Origin of the sequence: Promicromonospora sp. NPDC023805 (genome assembly GCF_040639635.1) — a bacterium.
Classification (GTDB): domain Bacteria; phylum Actinomycetota; class Actinomycetes; order Actinomycetales; family Cellulomonadaceae; genus Promicromonospora.
In genome coordinates this window covers 1-20,774 of sequence record NZ_JBFAAH010000009.1, presented here as the reverse complement: position 1 = coordinate 20,774, position 20,774 = coordinate 1, and the positions used below count along the sequence as shown (strand labels likewise).

Here is a 20,774-nt window from a genome sequence, read left to right as displayed (position 1 = left end):
CTCACATCCTGCGCTGGCCCACAGGTCCGCGCACCCGGATCCGGCGGAGGTCTTTCGCCGCAATTCTCCCGATGTTAACGTTAATATCCACTGCGTATTTCATCCGCAGCCCTGCTACGTGCAACGAAGCACGAGATAGGTCAACACCATGGACTCACGTCATCGTCATGGCACCACTCCGCCCGCTCGACGGCCCTTCCGGATACTGGTGAGCCTGCTGGCCGCCCTCGCCCTGCTGCCGGTCACCGCACTGTCCACCGCCGCACCCGCGACCGCCGCCACCAGCCAGTTCCGCGGCATGAACTGGGCGGTGCTGGGCGACAACTTCAGCACCGGGCCGCTCGTCCTCGACGGCCTCAGCAGCTCCGACAGCTACGCCATGGTGCAGGCCAAGGCCAACGCCGTGTACGACGACATGGAGTCGAGCCTCGGCATCAACACGGTGCGCCTGCCGATCAACACGCACACGGTGGGCACCGCCTGGTGGAACAACTACCGGGGCGCGATCGACGCCGCGACCGCCCGGGGCTTCAAGGTCATCCTGGCGTACTGGGAGGACGGCGCCGCCTCCGGCGGGCGGATCTCCAACATGTCCGCCTTCAACACCATGTGGTCCACCGTGACCAGCCAGTACGGCTCCAACACCCGGGTGTACTTCGAGCCCATGAACGAGCCGCACGGCTACAGCTCGGCGGAGTGGCGCGACGTCGCCGCGAACTGGCTCAGCTACCACTACTCAGCGGTGCCGGCCCGCGTCCTGATCGGCGGCACCGGCTACAGCCAGGACCTGCGGGACATCTGCAACGACAGCCGCTTCAACGCGACGCTGCTGTCCTTCCACCACTACGCGTTCTTCTACGGCGACAACACCTACGACGGCTGGCGCAGCCACGTCACCACCCGCCTCGGCAACTGCGCCTCCCGGACCGTCGTCACGGAGTTCGGCGCCGCGATGAACGAGGGCCTGAACTACGGCGACGCCAACAGCACCAACAACTTCGTGCGCCACATCCGTGCCGTCACGCAGGTCATGCGCGACACCGGGATGGGCGGGACGTACTGGCCGGGGATCGGCGGCAAGACCGGCAACATCGGGTACGACGGGTACTCGATGTACATCAAGAGCGGCAGCGGCACCAACCTCTCGCTCGCCATCCGCAGCGTGTCCGGCGCGAACCGGCTGCGCTGGGCGTGGGGCGACAACGTCGACCCGAACGCGGGCAACGGCGGCGCCGCGGCCACGGTCACCGACATCGTCAACCAGGCCTCGGGCAAGTGCGTGGACGTGGTGAGCGCGTCGACCGCTGACGCCGCCGAGATCGCCCAGTACACCTGCGGTGGGGCGTCGAACCAGCAGTGGGCACTGCGCGACCTCGGCAACGGGTACCACAACGTCGTCGCGCAGCACTCGGGCAAGTGCCTGGACGTGAACAACGCCGCGACGACCGACGGCGCCGCGATCATCCAGTACGCCTGCGGCAGCGCCACCAATCAGCAGTGGCAGCTGCGCAGCGTGAGCGGCGGCTACGTCGAGCTCGTGGCGCGGCACTCGGGCAAGTGCCTCGACGTCCCCGCCTCGTCGACGGCGAACAGCACCAGGCTGAAGCAGTACCCCTGCAACGGCGGCACGAACCAGCGCTGGACCCTGTAGTCGGCGAAGTAGAGCGCCTGTCCCGCTTCCGCACAGGTTCCCCTGTGCGGAAGCGGGACAGGCGCTCTACTTCGCCGACTACAGGCGCGGATCAGGACCCGAGCGTCGACGCGAGCACCGCCGACGCCAGCAGCACGTCGAAGACCAGGCAGGCCTCGGCGTACCAGCGCCACACGACCGCGTTCGCCCGGTGGTGGAACGCGTCCCAGATGCCGTGCCCCACGAGGCCGGCGGCGAGCACGTAGGCCCCCGTGTCCTGCCCCACGAGCACACCGGCCAGCAGGCTGATGCCCGCGAACACCGCGAGCCCGGCGGCCTGCAGCAGCACCATCGACCGTCCCCTGATGCTGTTCCGGACGATGCCCACCACCGGGTACACCAGAGCCATCGCGAGGATCGACCAGGTAGGCACGCCACCCACGCCGCCCGCGATCGTGCCGGCGAGCAGGAGCAGCCCCAGCAGCACCGGCCACCGGTTCCGCAGCCAGGCCAGGTCGAACCCGTGGACGTGCTCCGTGTACTCCGCCGGCCGCAGCAGCATCGCGCCCGCCATCGCCGGAACCATCAGCACGTGACCCCAGAGCATCATGTCGCCGGCGCTCATGACGCCCATCCAGAACAGCACCAGCAGCACCGCGAACGGCGCCGCCATCGCCGCGTTCATCTCCCAGATCGCGGGCCAGCCGTGCCGCCGCACCCGCATCCACACGGTCATCGCGGCCACCATGTCCAGGACCATCACCACCGCGCCGGCGTCCGGCCGGGCCAGCAGCGCCTCGATCCCCACTGCCGCGCCCACCCAGTCCCACACCGGCGCCAGCAGCATCATCCCGAGCACCATCACGACGACCATCTCGACCAGGTGCGCGTGGAACCGCAGCACCTTCCGCCACCGTGTCGTGGGCACGGTGTGGTGGATCGCGGCGTGGGTTCCTGCGTGGATCGTCTCCGCCATGTCTCCGTCTCCTTCGCTCCGGACGGCGTTCCTCGCCGCACCGGTATCCACGCTGTCCGACGGCGACCGCGGCCAGTAGTGCCGGACCGCACCCGGGCACGAGCACATGTCACTACCTCGTATGACAGATGTCATCAGCGCCCGGCAGCCCGCCCCGCCGCGGCTTCGGCGCTGGCAGGATGGCGCCATGAGCAGCACCCCGACCGTCGTGGACGACGGCAGCGGCCTCGCGAGCTTCCGCCGCAACATCTGGTGGGGCCTCGCGGGGACCGTGGCATGCGTGCTGGGCTTCGCCGTCGGCGACTGGCTGCTCGACCCGGATGTCCCCGCCGGGCTGCGCGCCCTGACGGGCCTGTCGACGGCGGCGACCATCGTGGCGTGCGGCGTCCTGCTGGCGCGGCGGGTCCGGGACCAGGCACCGTCCGTCGGCTGGCTCGTGACCGCAGGGGGCGCCGCGACGGTCGCCGCCGCGGTCCCGCTCGCGCTCGGCGAGTTCGGGATCTGGCCGATCGCGCCCGCCGCCACGATCTCGGTGCTCGTCATGTTCCTGCCCTCCCGCCGAGCCTGGCCGGTGCTCGGCGTCACGCTCGTGCTGCTGCCGGCGGTGGGTCTGCTCACGGCCCTCGGCATGGACGAACCGCACCTCGGCCACGCCGCGTGGATGCCCGCCCTGATGGTCGTGGCGTTCGGCCCTGCGATGCTGGGCATGCTGCGCGGCTGGCAGGTAGCGGCCCATCTCGACGACGCCCGGCGGCTTGCCGGACAGCTCGCCGTGGCCGACGAGCGCCTCCGGTTCTCCGCCGACCTGCACGACATCCAGGGGCACCACCTCCAGGTGATCGCCCTGAAGAGCGAGCTCGCGGCGCGGCTCGCGGAGGCGGACCCCGCCCGGGCCGCCGCTACGATGCGCGAGGTCCAGCAGCTCGCCGGTGACGCCCTGCGCGAGACCCGCGCCCTGGTCCAGGGCTACCGGCGCACCACTCTCGACGCCGAGATCGCCAACGCGTCCAAGGTCCTGGCGGCGGCGGGCGTGGAGGTCCTGGCGGACGTCGACGGCGACCTCGCCGTGGCCCTTCCGCAAGGGCCACGCAGCCTCCTCGGCCTGGTCGTGCGCGAGGCCACCACCAACCTGCTGCGGCACAGCCGGGCCACGCGCGCGGCGATAGTCCTGGTGCCGGACGGCGCAGGCGCCCGCCTCGTCATCGACAACGACGGCGTGCGGCCGTCCGAGGTGGACAGCAGGCCGTCCGTGCTGGGCGGCGGGTCCGCAGTGCTGGGCGGCGGGTCCGCAGGAGGCGGTGACGGCACGGGCCTGGTGTCCCTCGCGGAACGGCTCGACGCCGTCGGCGGGCACCTCTCGTGGACCGCCGAGGGCGACCGGTTCGTGGTCACGGCTACGGTGACCGGATGATCCGCCTGCTGCTGGCCGACGACGAGGAGCTGCTGCGCGGAGCCCTCTGCTCCCTCCTCGACCTCGAGGACGACCTCCAGGTGGTGGCCCAGGCCGCCACCACCACGCACGCCGTGCGGCTCGCCGAGCAGCACCGGCCCGACGTCGCCGTGCTCGACCTCGAGATGCCGCCCACCGACGGGCTGCACGCCGCCGCGCAGATCCTGGCCCGGACCGACGGCACGCCACCCCGCGTCATCATCGTCACGCGGCACGCCCGGCCAGCGATCCTGCGCCGGGCCCTCGCCGCGGGCGTGAGCGGGTTCGTGCCCAAGTCGACGCCGGCGGCGCGGCTGGCGCAGATCGTGCGCGACGTCGCCGTCGGGCGCCGGTACGTGGATCCGGAGATCGCCGCGTCGGCGCTCACGGAGAACGAGTGCCCGCTCACGGACCGCGAGCTGGAGGTGCTGCGCGAGGCGCGCACCGGCGCCCAGGTCGCCGAGATCGCGACAGCCGTGCACCTCGCGCCCGGGACGGTACGCAACTACCTGTCGTCGGCGATGGCCAAGCTCGGCGTCGCCACCCGCCACGCCGCGGCGCACCGCGCCTGGGAAGAGGGCTGGATCTAGGGCTCGCGGGGACCGGGCGCGGGCGACTCGCCGTCCGTGAACCTCCGGGCTAGCGGTCGCCGGCTTCCCGGTCGCCGTCGACGTAGTACCAGCGGCCGCCCTCGCGGACGAAGCGGCTGGTCTCGTGCAGGCTGCCGCGAGCGCCGGTGGCCGGGTACCGGTAGAAGGCGGTGAACTCGACGACGCCGGTGGTGTCGAACGGGCCGCCCCGCTCCGTGCGGTGGACGTCCAGGCGGCGCCACTGCTCGTCGCCCAGCCCGGCGGTGTCCGGCCGGGTTCGGGGCGCCCACGTGGCGAGCAGGTAGGCGTCGTCGCCGACCGCGAACGCCGAGTACCGCGAGCGCATCAGTGCCTCGGCGGTCGGGGCGGTGGCGGTGCCGGAGTGGTAGCGCCCGCAGCAGGCGCCGTAGGTGTCGCCGGAGAGGCAGGGGCAGCGTTCGTCGTCGTGCACCAGGCGATCCTGCCATCCCCCGAGGGCGAGGCACATTCAAATAGTTGTCATAGCTATTATCGCCATGTATGGTAACGGCCATGCAGACCCCATCCGGCGCCATGGCCGGTGCCCTCGTCTGGCGCCTCGCCAACCGGTGGCGCACCGCCGTCGACCGCGCTGTGCGCGTGCACGACCTCACGCACGCCACCTACGTGGTGCTCACCACGCTCTACTCGCTGCGCGCGAGCGCCGACCCAGCCGACGGCGCTCACGCACCCAGCCAGCGCGCCCTCGCCGATGCGTCAGGCCTGGAGCCGATGTACGTCTCTCGCCTGATCCGCTCGCTGGAGTCCGACGGGCTGGTCGTCCGCACCCGCGACGAACGCGATACGCGCGTCGTCCGCCTGGAGATCACCGAGGCCGGCCTGGCCGTCGTCCGCCCGGCGATGCGCACGGTGCAGGCCCTCCTGGACCAGCTGCTCGCACCGCTCGGCGGGCGCGGCAGCGAGCGCACCGCCGAGTTCGCCGCCACCCTCACCGAACTGCTCGACGCCCCACTCGATCCTGGAGCAACCGATGCCTGATGTGACAGTTCTCGACTCGACCATGCACTTCGACGAGACCGGGGACGGAGCCCCCGGCACGACCCCGATCGTGTTCCTGCACGGCAACCCATCCTCGTCGCACTCGTGGCGCAACGTGCTCCCCGCCGTCGGACAGGGCCGCCTGCTGACGCCCGACCTGATCGGCATGGGCCGGTCCGGCAAGCCGGACCTCGCTTACACGTTCGCCGACCATACCCGCTACCTCGACGCCTGGTTCGACGCGGTGCTCGGGGACGAACCGGCAGTCCTCGTGGGGCACGACTGGGGCGGCGCGCTGGCGATCGACCGAGCGGCCAGGTTCCCCGACCGGGTGCTGGGCACTGCCCTGTTCGAGGCCGTGCTCCGGCCGGTGCGACGCGAGCACCTGTCTCCACAGGCCCGCGCCCGGAGCGAGCTGATCGCCTCTCCGGAGGGTGAGGTGATGTTCCTGGACCAGGACACCGCGATCCGGCAGGCGTACACGCGCGGCGTGCTGAACCCGGTGGCCGAGGAGGAGCTCGCTCCCTACCTGGCGCCCTACCCCTCCCGGGAGAGCCGTCGCCCACTGCTCGCCTGGGCTCGCCAGCTCGCCGAGCCGCCCACCGAGCTCGTCGAGCGTCTCGAACAGGCGGGATCCTGGCTGGCGGCGTCAGCGGACGTGCCGAAGCTGCTGCTGACGTTCACTGGCTCGCCGACCCTGCTGATCGACGAGCGAGCGGTCACCTGGGCGCGCGAGCAGCTGGCCGCGGTCGAGATCGAGCCGCTCGGGTCGGCCGGCCATCATGCGACCGAGGACCGGCCCGCCGAGATCGGCCGGGCGGTCGGGGCCTGGCTGGACCGGCACGCGCTGCGCTGAGCCGCGGTTAGGCGAACGTCTCGTGCCCCAGCACGGCCAGCAGGCGGATCTTCTCCTCGGCCTCGCTGCCCGGCTCGGGCGTCAGCACCAGGAGCGCCTGTGACTGGTCCTCGGTGAACAGCGCCTGACAGGCGACGTCGATGCGGCCGAGCTCCGGATGCACCAGCGTCTTGTGGTCCTCGAAGCGCCGCGACACCTCGTGCAGCTCCCACATCCGGACGAACTCCGGGCTCTCCCGCAGCAGGACGCGCAGCATCTCGTCGGCGGGCGAGCCCGGCCCGGCCGCGCCGTGGGCGGCCCGCAGCGAGGCGACCTGACTGCGGCCCTGCCGCTCGTGGTCCTCCGGCGGGTACACGTTCCTGGAGTCGGGCTCCATGAACCAGCGGTAGACGGAGCTGCGGGCCAGGCCCGTCTCAGGGGGCGTGCCGAAGATCGCCTCGGCGAGCCGGTTCTGCACGAGCGGCTCCCCCAGCCCTGACAGGATCAGAGCCGGGGTGTCCTCGAGCCGGTCCAGCACCCGCAGCAGGGCGGGCGCCACGTGGGACTCGAGCGGCATGCGGCGCGGCACCCCGTGACCGGCGAGCCGGAACATGTAGTCCCGCTCCTCGACGGTCAGGCGCAGGGCGCGGGAGAGCGCCGCGAGCATCTGCTCGGACGGCTGCGGCCCACGCTGCTGCTCCAGCCGCGCGTAGTAGTCCACGGACATCCCGGTCAGGGCCGCCACCTCCTCACGGCGCAGTCCCGGTGCCCGACGACGCGGCCCCGGCACCAGCCCGACGTCGGACGGGCGCAGGGCTTCCCGGCGTCGGCGCAGGAAGTCGGCGAGGGCTGCACGGTTCATCTGCCCATCGTGCGCCACGCCGCGCACGGGAGCCAGGGATCGCGGATCCCTGGTTCACCGGGTCTCTCCCGCCGTCGGCCCGGACGCTGCACGGTGGAGCCATGAACACAGAAGGAAACACCATCTTCATTCCTGGCGGGACCCGCGGTATCGGCCTCGCCCTCGCGCTGCGGCTCCAGGCCAGGGGCAACACCGTGATCGTCGGCGGGCGCAGCACCGAGGCACTGGACGCCCTCGCCGCCGACCACGGCCTCGCCGGCGTCCGCATCGACACGGACGACGCCGAGTCGATCCGGACGGCCTCCGCCGAGGTGATCGAGCGGTTCCCCGACGTCAACGTGCTCGTGCCGATGGCCGGGATCATGCGGGCCGAGAACTGGCGCACCCCGGACTTCCTCGCGGACGCCGAGGCCGTCGTGACCACCAACGTGCTCGGCCCGATCCGGCTGATCGCGGCCTTCATCAACCACCTGCAGAGCCGGCCGGACGCGACGATCCTCACCGTGTCCTCTGGCCTGGCCCACGCCCCGCTGCGGGTCACTCCGACGTACAACGCGAGCAAGGCGGCGATCCACATGCTGTCGGAGTCGATCCGCCTGCAGTTCGCGGGCACCAGCGTGTCCGTGACGGAGCTGGTGCCGCCGTCCGTGCGGACCACGCTCATGCCCGGCCACGACGAGGACCCGCACGCCATGCCGCTCGACGAGTACGCCGACGAGACCATGAGCCTCCTTCAGGCCCAGCCCGACGCGCACGAGATCCTGGTCGAGCGGGTCAAGTTCCTCCGCTACGGCGAGGCCCGGGGCGACTACGGCCAGGTGGTCGACGCCCTGAACGCGTCGGAACCGATCGCGGCGGCCACGCCGACGGCGCCCGACGCGTCCAGCGTCACCTCGGCCACACCGCCGCCGTCGGCCGCCTCGATGCGATAGTCCCCGAGGAAGCCGCCGAACCGCACCCGGCGCGTGCGTCCTTCGTCGGGCGCGGTGAAGGAAGAGAGGTCACGCGCCGACCCTTGCGGCGGCGCTCACTCTCGTGGGGTCACGACGAGCAGGTCACCCACCTCGCACCGCAGCACGTCGCAGACCGCCGTCAGGGTGGAGAACCGGATCGCCCGGGCGCGATCGTTCTTGAGCACCGACAGGTTCACCACCGTGACTCCGACCAGCTCCGCGAGCTTGGCCAGCGTCATACCGCGCTCGTCGAGCAGCTCGTCGAGGCGCAGTGGACGCGGGCCTCCTCGTCGTCGACGGGCATCAGACGAGGCCCTCGGTGTCGCGCTTCAGGCGCGCGCCGCGCTGGAACGCGTAGCCGACGGCGCCAAGGAGCAAGCCGACCAGCAGCATGTCGGCGAGATCCACGGTCACCGGGACGTCACGTTGGGCACGACCCGTCAACAAAACAGGCGCGGCCCGCCCAGCAGCAGCCGGCGCCACCACCCACGGCGGGGAGAACCTACGACTGCGGGGTGTGTTGCGCTGCGTAGATCTTGTCTACCCAGAGCAACACACCCCGCCGACTGACATTCACCCCGGAGCGCGCCGCGCCCACCCGGGCGGCCGGTTACGTCGCCGCCGGTTCCTCCACCGCCGGGGCCGCGAACTGGCTCGCGTACAGCCGCGCGTACGCGCCGTCGGCCGCGAGCAGGTCCTCGTGCGAGCCCTGCTCCACGATGTCGCCGTGCTCCATCACGAGGATCACGTCGGCGTCGCGGATCGTGGACAGGCGGTGCGCGATGACGAACGACGTCCGGTCCTTGCGCAGCCGGTTCATGGCCTCCTGCACCAGCACCTCGGTGCGCGTGTCCACGGACGACGTCGCCTCGTCGAGCACCAGGATCGCCGGGTCGGCGAGGAACGCCCGCGCGAGCGTCAGGAGCTGCTTCTCCCCCGCGCTCACGCTAGAGCCCTCCTCGTCCACGACGGTGTCGTAACCGTCGGGCAGGGTCCGCACGAACGGGTCCACGTGGGTCGCCCGGGTGGCGGCGAGGAACTCCTCCTCGTCCACCGAATCGCCGTCGGACACCCCGTACCGCAGGTTCTCCTCGATGGTGCCCTTGAAGAGCCAGGTGTCCTGCAGCACCATCCCGACGGACGAGCGCAGGTCGTCGCGCGACATGTCGCGCGTGTCGACGCCGTCCAGCGTGATGCGACCGCCGTCCACCTCGTAGAACCGCATGAGGAGGTTGACCAGGGTTGTCTTGCCGGCGCCCGTGGGACCGACGATGGCGATGGTCTGTCCCGGTTCCGCGACCAGGTTGAGGCCGGTGATGAGCTGCTGGTCGGGCGTGTACGAGAACGAGACGTCCTCGAACGCGACCCGGCCGCGCACCGGCTCCACCTTCTGCGACTCGGCAGGGTCGGCAGTCTGCTCCGGCGCGTCCAGGAGGTCGAACACCCGCTCCGCGGAGGCGACGCCGGACTGCAGCAGGTTCATCATGGAGGCGACCTGCGTGAGCGGCTGCGTGAACTGGCGCGAGTACTGGATGAACGCCTGCACGTCACCCAGCGAGAGCGTGCCCGACGCCACGCGGAGCCCACCGATGACCGCGACGATCACGTAGTTCAGGTTCGCGAGGAACCCCATCGCGGGCTGGATGGTGCCCGAGATGAACTGCGCCTTGAAGCTCGACGAGTACAGCGAGGCGTTCTCCTTGGAGAAGGCCTCGGCGGTGGACTCCTGGTGCCCGTAGACCTTCACGAGCGCGTGGCCCGTGAACGACTCCTCGATGTGCGCGTTGAGGCGCCCCGTGGCCGCCCACTGCTCCACGAACTGCGGCTGGCTGCGCTTGGCGATCTGCATGGTCATGACCACGGACAGCGGCACCGTCACCAGCGCGACGAGCGCAAGGAGCGGCGAGATCCAGAACATCATGAAGAGCACGCCGACAACGGTCAGCGCCGCCGTGACGAGCTGCGCGAGGGTCTGCGTGGTCGTCTGGGCCACGTTGTCGATGTCGTTGGTGACGCGCGACAGGATCTCGCCGCGCTGCTTGGCGTCCACGTAGGACAGCGGGATGCGGTGCAGCTTCGCCTCCACCTGGTCCCGCAGGTCCCGCATGGTGCGCTGCACGACGCCGGTGGTGATGCGCGCCTGCAGCCAGCCGAACAGGAACGCCCCGAGGTACGCCGCGACGACCCAGCCGAGCGTCTGCGCCAGCAGCGCGAAGTCGATGCCCTGACCGGGCACCACTCCCGGAACGCCGGAGAGCAGGTCGGCTTGTCGGTCCTGGCCCTGGGCCCGGAGCGCCGCGATCGCCTGCTCGGTGGTCCCGCCCGCGGGCAGCTGTGCCCCCACGAAGCCCGCGAAGATCACGTTCGTCGCGTCGCCGAGCAGCTTGGGCCCCAGCACGGTGAGCGCCACCGAGCCGATCCCGAACACCATCAGGACCACGACGTTCAGCCGTTCGGGCCGCAGCCAGCCGGCGAACCGGCGCAGCGACCCCTTGAAGTCCATGGGCTTCTGCACGGGCATGCCCATGTTGCCCATCGGCCCGGGTCCCGAGCGCGGGTTGGGCGGGCCGGGTGGCGCCGACGGCGCGGCCTTGGTCGCCGCTCCCGCTGCCTCACCCTGAGGCTTGTCTTCCCCGCTCACGCCGCTCACGCTGCCTCCTCCAGGCTCATCTGGGACGTCACGATCTCCTGGTACGTCAGGTTGTCGGCCAGCAGCTCCGCATGCGTGCCCCTGCCGACGATGCGGCCGTGGTCGAGCACCAGGATCTGCTCGGCATCGCGGATGGTCGCCACCCGCTGGGCCACGATGATCGTCGTCGCATCGCGGGTCTGTGGCCGCAGGGCCGCCCGCAGCCGCGCGTCGGTCGCGTAGTCGAGCGCGGAGAAGCTGTCGTCGAAGAGGTAGATCCGTGGGCGCCGGATCACCGCCCGCGCGATCGCCAGCCGCTGCCGCTGCCCGCCGGAGAACGTGGCACCGCCTTGCGCCACCACCGCCTCGAGGCCGCTGCCGTTCTCGTCGTTGCCCAGCGCCTCGACGAAGTCACGGGCCTGCGCCACCTCGAGCGCCGCCCACATCTCCTCCTCGGTGGCGTCGGGCTTGCCGTACCGGAGGTTGTCCGCGACGGTCCCGGTGAACAGGAACGCCTTCTGCGGCACCAGCCCCATGAGCGAGCCCAGGTCGCGCTGCGTGACGTCGCGGACGTCGATCCCGTCGACCCGTACTGTCCCGCCCGTCGCGTCGAACAGGCGCGGCACCAGGTTGAGCAGCGTCGACTTGCCCGCGCCGGTCGAGCCGATGATCGCGGTGATCTGGCCCGGCTCGGCGGCGAACGTCAGGTCGTGCAGCACGGGTGCCTCGGCGCCCGGGTAGCGGAACTCGACGTCCTCGAAGGTGACGCGACCGCGCGGTCCTCCGTCCCCGCTGGTCGAGCCCTCCTCGCTGGTCGAGCTCGTCGAGACCCCCAGCCGCACCGGGTTCTCCGGGTCGACGACCGACGACCTTGTGTCGAGAACCTCACCGATCCGCTCCGCGGCGACTGCCGCACGCGGGATCATCATGAAGATCATCGTGGACATCATCACGGCCATGAGGATGTACATGAGGTAGCTCAGGAACGCCGTCAGGGAGCCGATCTCCAGGCTCCCGGCCTCGATCTCGTGCGCGCCGAACCAGAGCACCGCCACTGAGGACATGTTCATGATGAGCATGACCACAGGGAACGTGAGCGCCATCAGGCGGCCGGCGCGCAGCGAGGTGTCGTACAGCTCCTCGTTCACCACGCCGAAGCGTTCCTTCTCGCGGCCCTCACGCACGAACGCGCGCACCACCCGCAGGCCGGTGATCTGCTCGCGCAGCACGCTGTTGATGGCGTCGATGCGCTTCTGCATACGCCGGAAGTGCGGCACCATCCGCCACACGATGACGCCCGCCGTCGCGGCCAGCACCGGCACGATGACCAGCAGGAGGCCGGACATCGAGACGTCCTCGGACAGCGCCAGGATGACGCCGCCGACCAGCATGATCGGCGCCATCACCATGATGGTGAAGGTCATGAGCACGGTCATCTGGACCTGCTGCACGTCGTTGGTGCCGCGCGTGATGAGCGTCGGCGCGCCGAACTGCGCCATCTCCCGCGCGGAGAACGTCTGCACGGTCTGGAACAGGTCGCGTCGCATGTCCCGGCCGAACGCCGTGGCGACCTGCGCGCCGAAGTAGACGGCGACGACGGAGGCCACGACCTGGCCCAGCGACACGACGAGCATCCAGCCGCCGGTGCGCCAGATGTGGCCGATGTCGCCGACCACCACGCCGTCGTCGATGATGTCTGCGTTCAAGCTGGGCAGATAGAGCGCCGCGAGCGTCTGCACCAGCTGCAGGACGAGCACCGCTACCACCGCCCAGCGGTACGGGCCCAAGTACTTTCGGGCAAGCGTGACAAGCATTAAAGAGAGTTCCCTTCGAGGCTGGGGGCTGGAGAACCAGGGTTTGGGGCGCCCGGTGCCGCAGTACTGGAGGCTGCTGCGTCCGGGCGTTCGGGGCCAGACTTTTTCGCCGGCTCGTTCTTGGGACCGGCGAGACCGTTGACGAGAGCGTCGGCCAGTACGTCGGCGGGCACCGTCGGGAGCAGGTCGTCGAGCCGGTGGTGCGTGCCCGCTATCGCCGACTCGACGAGCGAGATCGCCACCTCGACGGGGACGCGCAGGCGGTGCAGGTCAGGCGCCAGGACGGCGGTGATGCCCTCGACGGTCGCCGCGTGCTGGCTCGCGCGCTGGGCCATGAGCCCGTTGCGGAACTCGGCCATCCGGCGGCGCGTCGCGTCGTCGTCGGCCGGGGGCAGGGTTGCCCGCAGGTGCCGGAGCACCGACATCCACCGCATGACCTCCGCCATCCGGTCGCGGCCCGTCTCGATCACGAGCGCGAGCCGCCGCTCCAGCGGAAGTGCCGAGTCGATCGCCGTGAGCTCGGCGAGGGTCTGCTCGGGCCCGGCAGCACGGTGCAGGCCTTCGACCGCTACCGCCCCGACCAGCGCCGTCTTGTCGCCGAATGCCCGGAACAGGGTGCCCTCCGCGACGCCGGCGGCCTGCGCCAGCTCCCGCGAGGTGACGTCGACTCCCCGCTCCCCGACCAGGGGGAGCACCGAGTCCACGATGGCCGCCTTGCGGTCCTCGGGCGCCATCGGCGCTGCCCGCCGTCGTGCGTTGTCCATGCCCAGACGCTAAATGAGTGAGCACTCACTCCGCAACTCGTTATCCGGGGAGCGTAAGAGCGACGAAGTAGAGCGCCTGTCCGGCTCTCCCCCGTGACACCAGGGAGAGCCGGACAGGCGCTCTACTTCGTCGCTCTTACCGCTCTGGGTCAGCCGACCGGGGGTGCCGGGGGCGCCGGCGGAGGCGGCGTCGTGCCACCGGCCGGTCGCTGCCCGCGCTCGTGGCTCGGGTCGAACGGCTCGCCCGACCGGGTGCCGGCGCTCGTCGCGTCGGCCACGGCGGCCTCAGCCTGGCGCTGTGCCTCGGCGAGAGCCTCGCTCGGGTCCTGGAGCAGCGGCTTGTCGAGCACCGGCGCCGCCGGGCGCGGGCCGTCGGACGGGCTGTCGCCGCCAGGAGGCGTCGGGATGCCCGGCGTGCCCGGCGTGCCGCCGAAGCCCTGGGCGATGCTGCCCAGCGCCGCGGTGAACTCGGTGGGGATGACCCACGTCGTGTTCGACGTGCCCTGCGCGATCTGCGGCAGCATCTGCAGGTACTGGTAGGCCAGCAGCTTGGGGTCCGCGTTACCGCGGTGGATGGCGTCGAAGACCTGGATGATCGCGCGCGACTCACCCTCGGCCCGCAGGATCTGCGACTGCGCGGCACCCTCCGCGGTCAGGATCGCGGACTGCTTCTCACCCTCGGCGGTCAGGATCGCCGACTGCTTGATGCCCTCCGCGGTCAGGATCGCGGCACGGCGGTCGCGCTCGGCGCGCATCTGCTGCTCCATCGCGCCCTGGATCGAGGGCGGCGGCTCGATCGACTTGAGCTCGACACGGTTGACGCGGATACCCCAGCGCCCGGTCGCCTCGTCGAGCACACCACGGAGCTGGCCGTTGATCTGGTCACGGCTGGTGAGCGTCTGCTCAAGGTCCATCGAGCCGATGACGTTACGCAGCGTCGTGACGGTCAGCTGCTCGATCGCCGTGATGTAGTTCGCGATCTCGTAGACCGCGGACTTGGCGTCCGTGACCTGGAAGTAGATGACGGTGTCGATCTCGACGACCAGGTTGTCGCTGGTGATCACCGGCTGGGGCGGGAACGACACGACCTGCTCACGCAGGTCGACGCCGGCGCGGACCCGGTCGACGAACGGCACCAGCACGTGCAGGCCGGGGTCGAGCGTCTTCGAGTACCGACCGAGGCGCTCGACCACGAGCGCCACCGACTGAGGAACGATCCGCACCGCACGGATCACCGCGACGATGCCGACGATCACGACCAGGGCAATGATCAGATAGAGCAGGACTTGCCCGAATGACTCCACGACGTCTCCTTACGCGGGCACCTAGGCCCGCACGGACTGTTTCAAGCTTCTGACTGGGACTGCCTCACGCTGGGACTGCAACAGCCAAGGATCGCGCCCAGGCGCCAGGCGGCTAAGCCGGCTCGACGACGGCGGTCGCGCCGTCGATCTGGACCACACGAACGCTAGTGCCGGCGACCAGCAGAGGCGACCCGGGTACGGCTCGTGCGCTCCACACCTCGCCGCTGAGCTTGATCAGCCCCGACGCGGTGCTGACCTCCTGGACGACCGACGCGGTGCGCCCCACGTTCGCCTCGGCGTTGGTGGGCGCCTTCGGCGTGCTGTTGCGCAGATGACGAATGAGCGTGGGCCGCAGCGTCACGAGCAGCACCACGGATGCCACGACGAAGACGATCGCCTGCACCCACAGCGGAGCACCGGCCGCGTTCGCCACGCCTGCGGCCAGCGCGCCGCCCGCGAACATGATGAAGACGAAATCCAGTGACAAGAGTTCGATCAACGCGAATATCAGCGCTGCGCCTACCCACCACAACCAGGCCATGGGTGCTCCCTCCGAGCTTCCACTTCCGGCTGGTGACCGGTCGTCGGCGGAACCTCTCCGCCGACGGGTCCTCGCGGTGAATCTACCGCCACCTCGGACCTTTGCCCGGACTTTACCAAGGTCCACTGACACAGCGGTAGCGAAAGCGGTGTTTCAACTTGATTTCTTTATTGCGCTGAGTGTTTCAGCGTCGACGACGTCGGCGCGCATTGATCGCGCCGGGTTCCACGCCGGATCACCGGCCGGACGAACGGCCGGATCAGCCGGTGGATCAGCGGGCCGCGCGCGCGAGCCAGCGCCCGCCGCCGTGCGCCACGATGAGCGGGATCCCGAACGCCGCCGACAGGTTGTCGGCCGTGAGGACCTCCTCGATCGGGCCGGCGGCCTGGATGCCCGCCTTCTTCATCAGCAGCACGTGCGTGAAGCCCGGCGGGATCTCCTCGACGTGGTGCGTCACGTGCACGAGGACCGGCGACAGCTCGTCGTTCGCGAGCTCGGAGAGCGCGGCCACCAGCTCCTCGCGCCCGCCCAGGTCGAGCCCGGCGCCGGGCTCGTCGAGCAGCAGCAGCTCCGGGTCGGTCATCAGGGCGCGGGCGATCTGCACGCGCTTGCGCTCGCCCTCCGACAGGGTGCCGTAGGTGCGGTCGGCGAGGTGGTCGACGTCGAACAGCGCCAGCAGATCCTTGGCGCGCTGCTCGTCGAGCTCGTCGTAGGACTCGTGCCAGCGGCCGGTCACGCCGTAGGCGGCGGTCAGCACGACGTCGCGCACCGTCTCCGCCGTCGGGAGGCGCTCGGCGAGCGCCGCGCTCGAGATACCGATGCGCGGGCGGAGCTCGAACACGTCGACCCTGCCGAGGGTCGAGTCGAGGATCTTTGCCGTACCCGACGTCGGGTGGAGGCGCGCCGCGACGATCTGGAGGAGAGTTGTCTTGCCCGCACCGTTCGGGCCGAGCACGATCCACCGTTCTCCTTCGTTCACCTGCCAGTCCACGGAATCGAGGATGGTCGAGGTGCCGCGACGGACGGTGACGCCCGCGAGTTGGAGAACCGAGCTCATGGGTCCCGACCCTACCTGAGGAGCAGTCATTTACAGTTCTGCGGTGGACACCGATCAGGACCTCCCCCGGAGCGTGCTGCTCGCCCTGTGGCTGCAGGGCATAGGCGACACCTCGGACGCCGTGAAGTCCGTGGTGGGCGACGACGAGCCGCACACCGTGGAGGGGCTACCCGGCTTTGCCGACGGCACCAACCTCGACACGCTCTTCACCGCCTGGACGACGGGGCCGCGCGAGGTCTGCGCGCTGCTGCCCGCGCCCGGCGACCCGGCGGGCGTGCCAGCGGTCGCCAACCTCGAGGCCACGGAGGCCGGGGAGTGCGTGGTGATCACGACGCCGGACGGGAGCTGGGCGGCGGTCCCCCGGGTCCAGGCGTTCGGCAGCCATATCGAGCCCGGCCACATGGTGACCTGGCAGGTGCTGGAGGTCCCCGCGTGGACCACCCTGGTGCTCGGCGCCGTCGGCTCGGTCGCCGATGCCGAGCGTGAGCTCCGCACGAGCCTGATGACGGCCACCGACGCCCTCGACCAGCTCGACGTGGCCCGGTGGCGCGACGACGCCGCCGACGCCATCGAGCGGATCCGATCCGCCAGCACGTCGTCGTGGCCCGTGCCGCACCTGGACGGCCGGCGCGCCCGTGTGCTCGACCTGGCCAGCCGCCTGCGCGCCATCGTCGCCCTCGGCACGGTGGACGACGGCGGCGCGGTGAACGTCTTCCAGGTCGACCAGCGGTCCACGGCGCTGCGCGAGGTCGACCGCACGGCCCGCCACGCGATGAGCGCCGCCACCTACGGCGAGGTCCGCTGACCCCTGGCCCGGTCAGGCCCGGCCCAGGACCTGCCGGTAGACCTCCATCGTGCGGTCGCCGATCGCTGCCCAGGTGAAGTGCTCCTCGGCCCGACGGCGCCCGGCCGACCCCATCAGCACCGCTCCCTCGGGGTCGGTCGCTACCCGGGTCAGCGCCGCCGCCAGGTCGGCGACGAAGCGGTCGGGGTCGAGCGGCGTGCCCGTCCCGTCGTCGGACTGCTCGATGGGGACCAGCAGGCCGGTGACGCCGTCGTCGACCACCTCGGGGATGCCGCCGGTGGCCGTGCCGACCACTGGCAGGCCCACGGCCATGGCCTCCAGGTTCACGATGCCGAGCGGCTCGTAGACGCTCGGGCAGACGAAGACGGTGCAGGCGGCCAGGACCGCGATGAGGTCGGGGCGCGGGAGCATCTCCTCGATCCAGACGACGCCGGTCCGGGACTCGCGCAGGCGCTCGACCAGGCGCAGGACCTCGGCCATGATCTCCGGGGTGTCGGGCGCGCCCGCGCACAGCACCAGCTGCACCTCAGGCGGCAGCTCGGCCGCGGCCCGCAGCAGGTACGGCAGACCCTTCTGCCGCGTGATGCGGCCGACGAACACGACGGCCGGGCGGTCGGGGTCGATCCCGTAGCGGCGTGCAGTGGCCTCCGCCCCGGGGTCGCCGATGTCCGGACGGCGCCAGCCCGACAGGTCGATGCCGTTGTGCACCACGTGCACGCGCTCGGGGTCGAGCTCCGGGTAGACGCGCAGGATGTCGGCCCGCATGCCCGCCGAGACCGCGATGACGCCCGCCGCGCCCAGGTACGCGGTGCGCTCGGCCCACGACGAGAGGGCGTAGCCGCCGCCGAGCTGCTCGGCCTTCCAGGGGCGCAGCGGCTCCAGGGAGTGTGCGGTGACCACGTGCGGCACGCCGTGCAGCAGCCCGCCCAGGTGGCCCGCCATGTTGGCGTACCAGGTGTGGGAGTGGACCAGGTCGGCGCCCGCCACGTCGTCGGCCATGACGAGGTCCGTGCCCAGGGTGGCGAGCGCGGGATTCGCGCCCGCGAGCGCCTTCGGGGTCACGTACCCGGTGACGCCGGACGCCTCGGTCGCGGCGTCGCGCGGGCCGTCGAAGCAGCGCACCCGCACGTCGGCATGCTGCGCGAGCACCGCGGCGAGCTCGGCCACGTGGACGCCCGCACCGCCGTAGACGTGCGGCGGGAACTCGCGGGTCAGCAGGTCGACACGGAGGCTGTCGGCGGGCCCCTGCGCGGTGCGGGGCGCGGAGCCCGGGGCGGGAACGGAACGGGGGGCGAAGCCTGGGGCGGCAGCGACGTCGGACATCCTGCAAACCTAGCGTGCGCGAACTCTCAGCGTGCCACCTGACGGACCAGCCCAAAAGGGCTTAATGTCACCCGTATGGCTTCCGCTCCTCGCGTCCTAGCGATCGTCCTCGCCGGCGGCGAGGGAAAGCGGCTGATGCCGCTGACCGCCGCCCGCGCCAAGCCCGCAGTGCCCTTCGGCGGCATCTACCGTCTGGTGGACTTCGCTCTCTCCAACATCGTCAACTCGCGTTACCTGCACGTCGTCGTGCTGACGCAGTACAAGTCCCACTCCCTGGACCGACACATCTCCAAGACGTGGCGCATGTCGCCGCTGCTGGGGAACTTCGTGGCGCCTGTCCCCGCGCAGCAGCGCGTGGGCAAGCACTGGTATCTCGGCAGTGCCGACGCGATCTACCAGTGCCTCAACATCATCGATGACGAGCGGCCCGACATCGTGGTCGTGGTTGGTGCCGACCACGTCTACCGCATGGACTTCTCCCAGATGGTGGACGCGCACATCGAGTCGGGTGCGCGGGCGTCGGTCGCCGCGATCCGGCAGCCGATCGGCATGGCCGACCAGTTCGGCGTCATCGACGTCGACCCTGCCGACCCGACGAAGATCCGCGAGTTCCTGGAGAAGCCGACCAACCCGACGGGGTTGCCCGACTCCCCCGGCGAGATCCTCGCCTCGATGGGCAACTACGTGTTCGACGCCGACGCCCTGGTCGAGGCCGTCACGAAGGACGCGGCGAACCCGGACTCGCGGCACGACATGGGCGGCGACATCATCCCGGCGTTCGTCGCGCAGGGTGAGGCCGGCGTGTACGACTTCATCCGCAACGACGTGCCAGGGTCCACCGACCGGGACCGCGGCTACTGGCGCGACGTCGGGACCATCGACTCCTACTACGACGCGCACGTCGACCTCATCGCCGTGCACCCGATCTTCAACCTCTACAACTACGACTGGCCGCTGTACACGGGTTACACCGGCCTGCCGCCGGCGAAGTTCGTGCATGCCGGTCCTGGGCGCATGGGGCATGCGGCGGACTCGATAGTGTCGCCGGGCGTGCTGATCTCGGGTGCGCAGGCCGCGGGGTCGGTGCTCTCGCCGGGTGTGCACCTGCACTCGTACTCGAACGTGTCGAACTCCGTGCTGATGGACGACGTCCAGGTGCACCGGTACGCGCACGTGCACCGGGCGATCGTCGACAAGAACGTCATAGTCAACGAGCGAGCCCGGATCGGCGTGGACCACGACGAGGACCGGGCGCGGGGCTTCACGGTCACGGAGTCGGGCCTGACGGTGGTCCCGAAGGGCACGGTCGTCGACTGACGAACGCCGTCCGGCGTCGCCGGCGCGTGAGGCGTTGAACGTAGGGGTGGTCGCTGTCTGAAGGCTCAGGCGGCGACCACCCCTACGTTCGACGACGGGACGGCGACCAGGCCTACGTTCGGTGTGCGCAGCAGCAGCACGTGGACCGTTCGGCGGAGCTGTGAGGTGCTCCGGCACACTGGTCCCGTGAAGCGACTCATCGTGACCGACGTGGACTCGACCTTCTTCCGCCAGGAGGTCATCGAGCTCATCGCCGAACATGCCGGCACCCGCGACGAGGTCGCGGCCGTGACCGAGCGGGCGATGCGCGGCGAGCTGGACTTCGCGGCGTCCCTGCGGGAGCGCGTCGCGACCCTGGCCGGCGTGCCCGTCGCGGCGCTGGACAAGGTGCGCGCCGCCGTCGAGCTGATGCCGGGCGCGCGCGAGCTCGTGGCCGAGTGCCAGGCACGCGGCTGGGCGTTCGGGCTGGTGTCCGGCGGTTTCGCGGAGATCGTCGAGCCGATCGCGCAGGAGCTGGGGATCACGCTGCTCCGCGCCAACCGCCTGGAGGTCGCGGACGGCGTGCTGACCGGCCGTACCGTCGGCCCCGTCATCGACCGCGAGGCGAAGGCCGCGACGCTGCGTGAGTGGGCCGCCGACCTGGGCATCCCGCTGGAGCACACGGTCGCCGTCGGCGACGGCGCGAACGACCTCGGCATGATCGAGATAGCCGGCGTAGGCGTGGCCTTCAACGCCAAGCCCGTCGTTCGAGAACAGGCCCCCCACTCGATCGAGAACCGGCTGGACGCCGTCCTGGACCTCCTCTGAGCCCACCTGTCAGACGCCGACGGACGTGTCTCTTCGTGTCGCCGTGCGTCAGACCTTGACGACGGCCGCTTTTGCCTCCGCGCGCGCGGCACGTGCCTGCTGGACCCGCCAGGACAGCCCC

The 20,774-nt window shown here is 70.9% G+C and carries 19 protein-coding genes and 1 pseudogene; 9 read left to right on the top strand and 11 right to left on the bottom strand.

What is annotated here, in order from left to right; genetic code table 11:
- Positions 1-208 precede the first annotated feature (208 nt).
- Entirely contained in the window at positions 209-1,651 is a 1,443-nt protein-coding gene (locus AB0F70_RS11155; protein WP_357447653.1) for an RICIN domain-containing protein, read from the top strand.
- 91 nt (positions 1,652-1,742) lie between these two features.
- Here the strand turns inward: AB0F70_RS11155 and AB0F70_RS11150 are convergent, their stop codons facing one another.
- Positions 1,743-2,606, bottom strand: a complete 864-nt coding sequence (locus AB0F70_RS11150; protein WP_357447651.1) for a hypothetical protein — start codon at positions 2,604-2,606, stop codon at positions 1,743-1,745.
- Between the two features lie 187 nt (positions 2,607-2,793).
- Between AB0F70_RS11150 and AB0F70_RS11145 the strand changes: the two genes are divergently transcribed.
- Both AB0F70_RS11145 and AB0F70_RS11140 read left to right on the top strand, forming a co-directional pair.
- Positions 2,794-4,017, top strand: a complete 1,224-nt coding sequence (locus tag AB0F70_RS11145; protein WP_357447648.1) for a histidine kinase — start codon at positions 2,794-2,796, stop codon at positions 4,015-4,017.
- A complete protein-coding gene (locus AB0F70_RS11140) occupies positions 4,014-4,625 on the top strand; it encodes a response regulator transcription factor (protein WP_357447645.1) in 612 nt (203 codons plus the stop codon). The genes AB0F70_RS11145 and AB0F70_RS11140 overlap by 4 nt, the downstream gene beginning before the upstream one ends.
- 49 nt (positions 4,626-4,674) lie before the next feature.
- Here the strand turns inward: AB0F70_RS11140 and AB0F70_RS11135 are convergent, their stop codons facing one another.
- Complete coding sequence (locus tag AB0F70_RS11135; protein WP_357447642.1) at positions 4,675-5,112, bottom strand: YchJ family protein; 438 nt, start codon at positions 5,110-5,112, stop codon at positions 4,675-4,677.
- Between the two features lie 44 nt (positions 5,113-5,156).
- Here AB0F70_RS11135 and AB0F70_RS11130 point away from each other — a divergent pair, with 44 nt between their 5' ends.
- Both AB0F70_RS11130 and AB0F70_RS11125 read left to right on the top strand, forming a co-directional pair.
- Positions 5,157-5,642, top strand: coding sequence for a MarR family transcriptional regulator (locus AB0F70_RS11130; protein ID WP_357447639.1), 486 nt, complete (start codon positions 5,157-5,159; stop codon positions 5,640-5,642).
- A complete protein-coding gene (locus AB0F70_RS11125; protein ID WP_357447636.1) occupies positions 5,635-6,498 on the top strand; it encodes a haloalkane dehalogenase in 864 nt (287 codons plus the stop codon). The genes AB0F70_RS11130 and AB0F70_RS11125 overlap by 8 nt, the downstream gene beginning before the upstream one ends.
- A 7-nt stretch (positions 6,499-6,505) precedes the next feature.
- On the opposite strand, the gene AB0F70_RS11120 is transcribed toward AB0F70_RS11125, so the two are convergent.
- The gene (locus AB0F70_RS11120; protein WP_357447633.1) at positions 6,506-7,339 is read right to left on the bottom strand and encodes a helix-turn-helix transcriptional regulator; all 834 of its coding nucleotides are present in this window, start codon (positions 7,337-7,339) and stop codon (positions 6,506-6,508) included.
- A gap of 101 nt (positions 7,340-7,440) precedes the next feature.
- Here AB0F70_RS11120 and AB0F70_RS11115 point away from each other — a divergent pair, with 101 nt between their 5' ends.
- Entirely contained in the window at positions 7,441-8,271 is an 831-nt protein-coding gene (locus tag AB0F70_RS11115) for an SDR family NAD(P)-dependent oxidoreductase (protein WP_357447630.1), read from the top strand.
- 95 nt (positions 8,272-8,366) lie between these two features.
- Here the strand turns inward: AB0F70_RS11115 and AB0F70_RS11110 are convergent.
- The 7 genes and pseudogenes from AB0F70_RS11110 to AB0F70_RS11080 form a co-directional block, all read right to left on the bottom strand.
- Positions 8,367-8,596, bottom strand: a pseudogene (locus AB0F70_RS11110) (helix-turn-helix domain-containing protein).
- 306 nt (positions 8,597-8,902) lie between these two features.
- Complete coding sequence (locus tag AB0F70_RS11105; RefSeq protein ID WP_357448043.1) at positions 8,903-10,813, bottom strand: ABC transporter ATP-binding protein; 1,911 nt, start codon at positions 10,811-10,813, stop codon at positions 8,903-8,905.
- 125 nt (positions 10,814-10,938) lie between these two features.
- The gene (locus AB0F70_RS11100; protein WP_357447626.1) at positions 10,939-12,735 is read right to left on the bottom strand and encodes an ABC transporter ATP-binding protein; all 1,797 of its coding nucleotides are present in this window, start codon (positions 12,733-12,735) and stop codon (positions 10,939-10,941) included.
- Entirely contained in the window at positions 12,735-13,499 is a 765-nt protein-coding gene (locus AB0F70_RS11095; protein ID WP_357447623.1) for a TetR/AcrR family transcriptional regulator, read from the bottom strand. The genes AB0F70_RS11100 and AB0F70_RS11095 overlap by 1 nt, the downstream gene beginning before the upstream one ends.
- Positions 13,500-13,648: 149 nt before the next feature.
- On the bottom strand, positions 13,649-14,803 hold the full coding sequence (locus AB0F70_RS11090) for an SPFH domain-containing protein (RefSeq protein WP_357447620.1): 1,155 nt from the start codon (positions 14,801-14,803) through the stop codon (positions 13,649-13,651).
- Between the two features lie 112 nt (positions 14,804-14,915).
- The gene (locus AB0F70_RS11085; protein WP_357447617.1) at positions 14,916-15,290 is read right to left on the bottom strand and encodes an NfeD family protein; all 375 of its coding nucleotides are present in this window, start codon (positions 15,288-15,290) and stop codon (positions 14,916-14,918) included.
- Between the two features lie 325 nt (positions 15,291-15,615).
- Positions 15,616-16,401: an ABC transporter ATP-binding protein gene (locus tag AB0F70_RS11080; protein ID WP_357447615.1), complete on the bottom strand. Its 786-nt coding sequence runs from the start codon at positions 16,399-16,401 to the stop codon at positions 15,616-15,618.
- Between the two features lie 43 nt (positions 16,402-16,444).
- Between AB0F70_RS11080 and AB0F70_RS11075 the strand changes: the two genes are divergently transcribed.
- Entirely contained in the window at positions 16,445-17,206 is a 762-nt protein-coding gene (locus AB0F70_RS11075; RefSeq protein ID WP_357447612.1) for a hypothetical protein, read from the top strand.
- A 12-nt stretch (positions 17,207-17,218) separates the two neighbouring features.
- Here AB0F70_RS11075 and glgA read toward each other — a convergent pair whose 3' ends face one another.
- Complete coding sequence (glgA, locus tag AB0F70_RS11070; RefSeq protein ID WP_357447609.1) at positions 17,219-18,529, bottom strand: glycogen synthase; 1,311 nt, start codon at positions 18,527-18,529, stop codon at positions 17,219-17,221.
- A gap of 75 nt (positions 18,530-18,604) precedes the next feature.
- Here glgA and glgC point away from each other — a divergent pair, with 75 nt between their 5' ends.
- On the top strand, positions 18,605-19,846 hold the full coding sequence (glgC, locus tag AB0F70_RS11065; RefSeq protein ID WP_357447606.1) for a glucose-1-phosphate adenylyltransferase: 1,242 nt from the start codon (positions 18,605-18,607) through the stop codon (positions 19,844-19,846).
- Between the two features lie 186 nt (positions 19,847-20,032).
- Positions 20,033-20,653 carry a phosphoserine phosphatase SerB gene (gene serB / locus AB0F70_RS11060; RefSeq protein ID WP_357447604.1) on the top strand — a complete coding sequence of 207 codons (621 nt, stop codon included), beginning with the start codon at positions 20,033-20,035 and terminating at the stop codon, positions 20,651-20,653.
- The last annotated feature ends 121 nt before the right edge of the window (positions 20,654-20,774 follow it).

Coding starts and splice junctions, on each gene's coding strand:
- AB0F70_RS11150 (WP_357447651.1), bottom strand. CDS start 2,606: ATGGCGGAGACGATCCACGCAGGAACCCACGCCGCGATCCACCACACC.
- AB0F70_RS11095 (WP_357447623.1), bottom strand. CDS start 13,499: ATGGACAACGCACGACGGCGGGCAGCGCCGATGGCGCCCGAGGACCGC.
- AB0F70_RS11080 (WP_357447615.1), bottom strand. CDS start 16,401: ATGAGCTCGGTTCTCCAACTCGCGGGCGTCACCGTCCGTCGCGGCACC.
- AB0F70_RS11105 (WP_357448043.1), bottom strand. CDS start 10,813: ATGCCCGTGCAGAAGCCCATGGACTTCAAGGGGTCGCTGCGCCGGTTC.
- AB0F70_RS11100 (WP_357447626.1), bottom strand. CDS start 12,735: ATGCTTGTCACGCTTGCCCGAAAGTACTTGGGCCCGTACCGCTGGGCG.
- AB0F70_RS11130 (WP_357447639.1), top strand. CDS start 5,157: ATGCAGACCCCATCCGGCGCCATGGCCGGTGCCCTCGTCTGGCGCCTC.
- AB0F70_RS11135 (WP_357447642.1), bottom strand. CDS start 5,112: ATGTGCCTCGCCCTCGGGGGATGGCAGGATCGCCTGGTGCACGACGAC.
- AB0F70_RS11115 (WP_357447630.1), top strand. CDS start 7,441: ATGAACACAGAAGGAAACACCATCTTCATTCCTGGCGGGACCCGCGGT.
- AB0F70_RS11145 (WP_357447648.1), top strand. CDS start 2,794: ATGAGCAGCACCCCGACCGTCGTGGACGACGGCAGCGGCCTCGCGAGC.
- AB0F70_RS11140 (WP_357447645.1), top strand. CDS start 4,014: ATGATCCGCCTGCTGCTGGCCGACGACGAGGAGCTGCTGCGCGGAGCC.
- glgA (WP_357447609.1), bottom strand. CDS start 18,529: ATGTCCGACGTCGCTGCCGCCCCAGGCTTCGCCCCCCGTTCCGTTCCC.
- AB0F70_RS11120 (WP_357447633.1), bottom strand. CDS start 7,339: ATGAACCGTGCAGCCCTCGCCGACTTCCTGCGCCGACGCCGGGAAGCC.
- AB0F70_RS11125 (WP_357447636.1), top strand. CDS start 5,635: ATGCCTGATGTGACAGTTCTCGACTCGACCATGCACTTCGACGAGACC.
- glgC (WP_357447606.1), top strand. CDS start 18,605: ATGGCTTCCGCTCCTCGCGTCCTAGCGATCGTCCTCGCCGGCGGCGAG.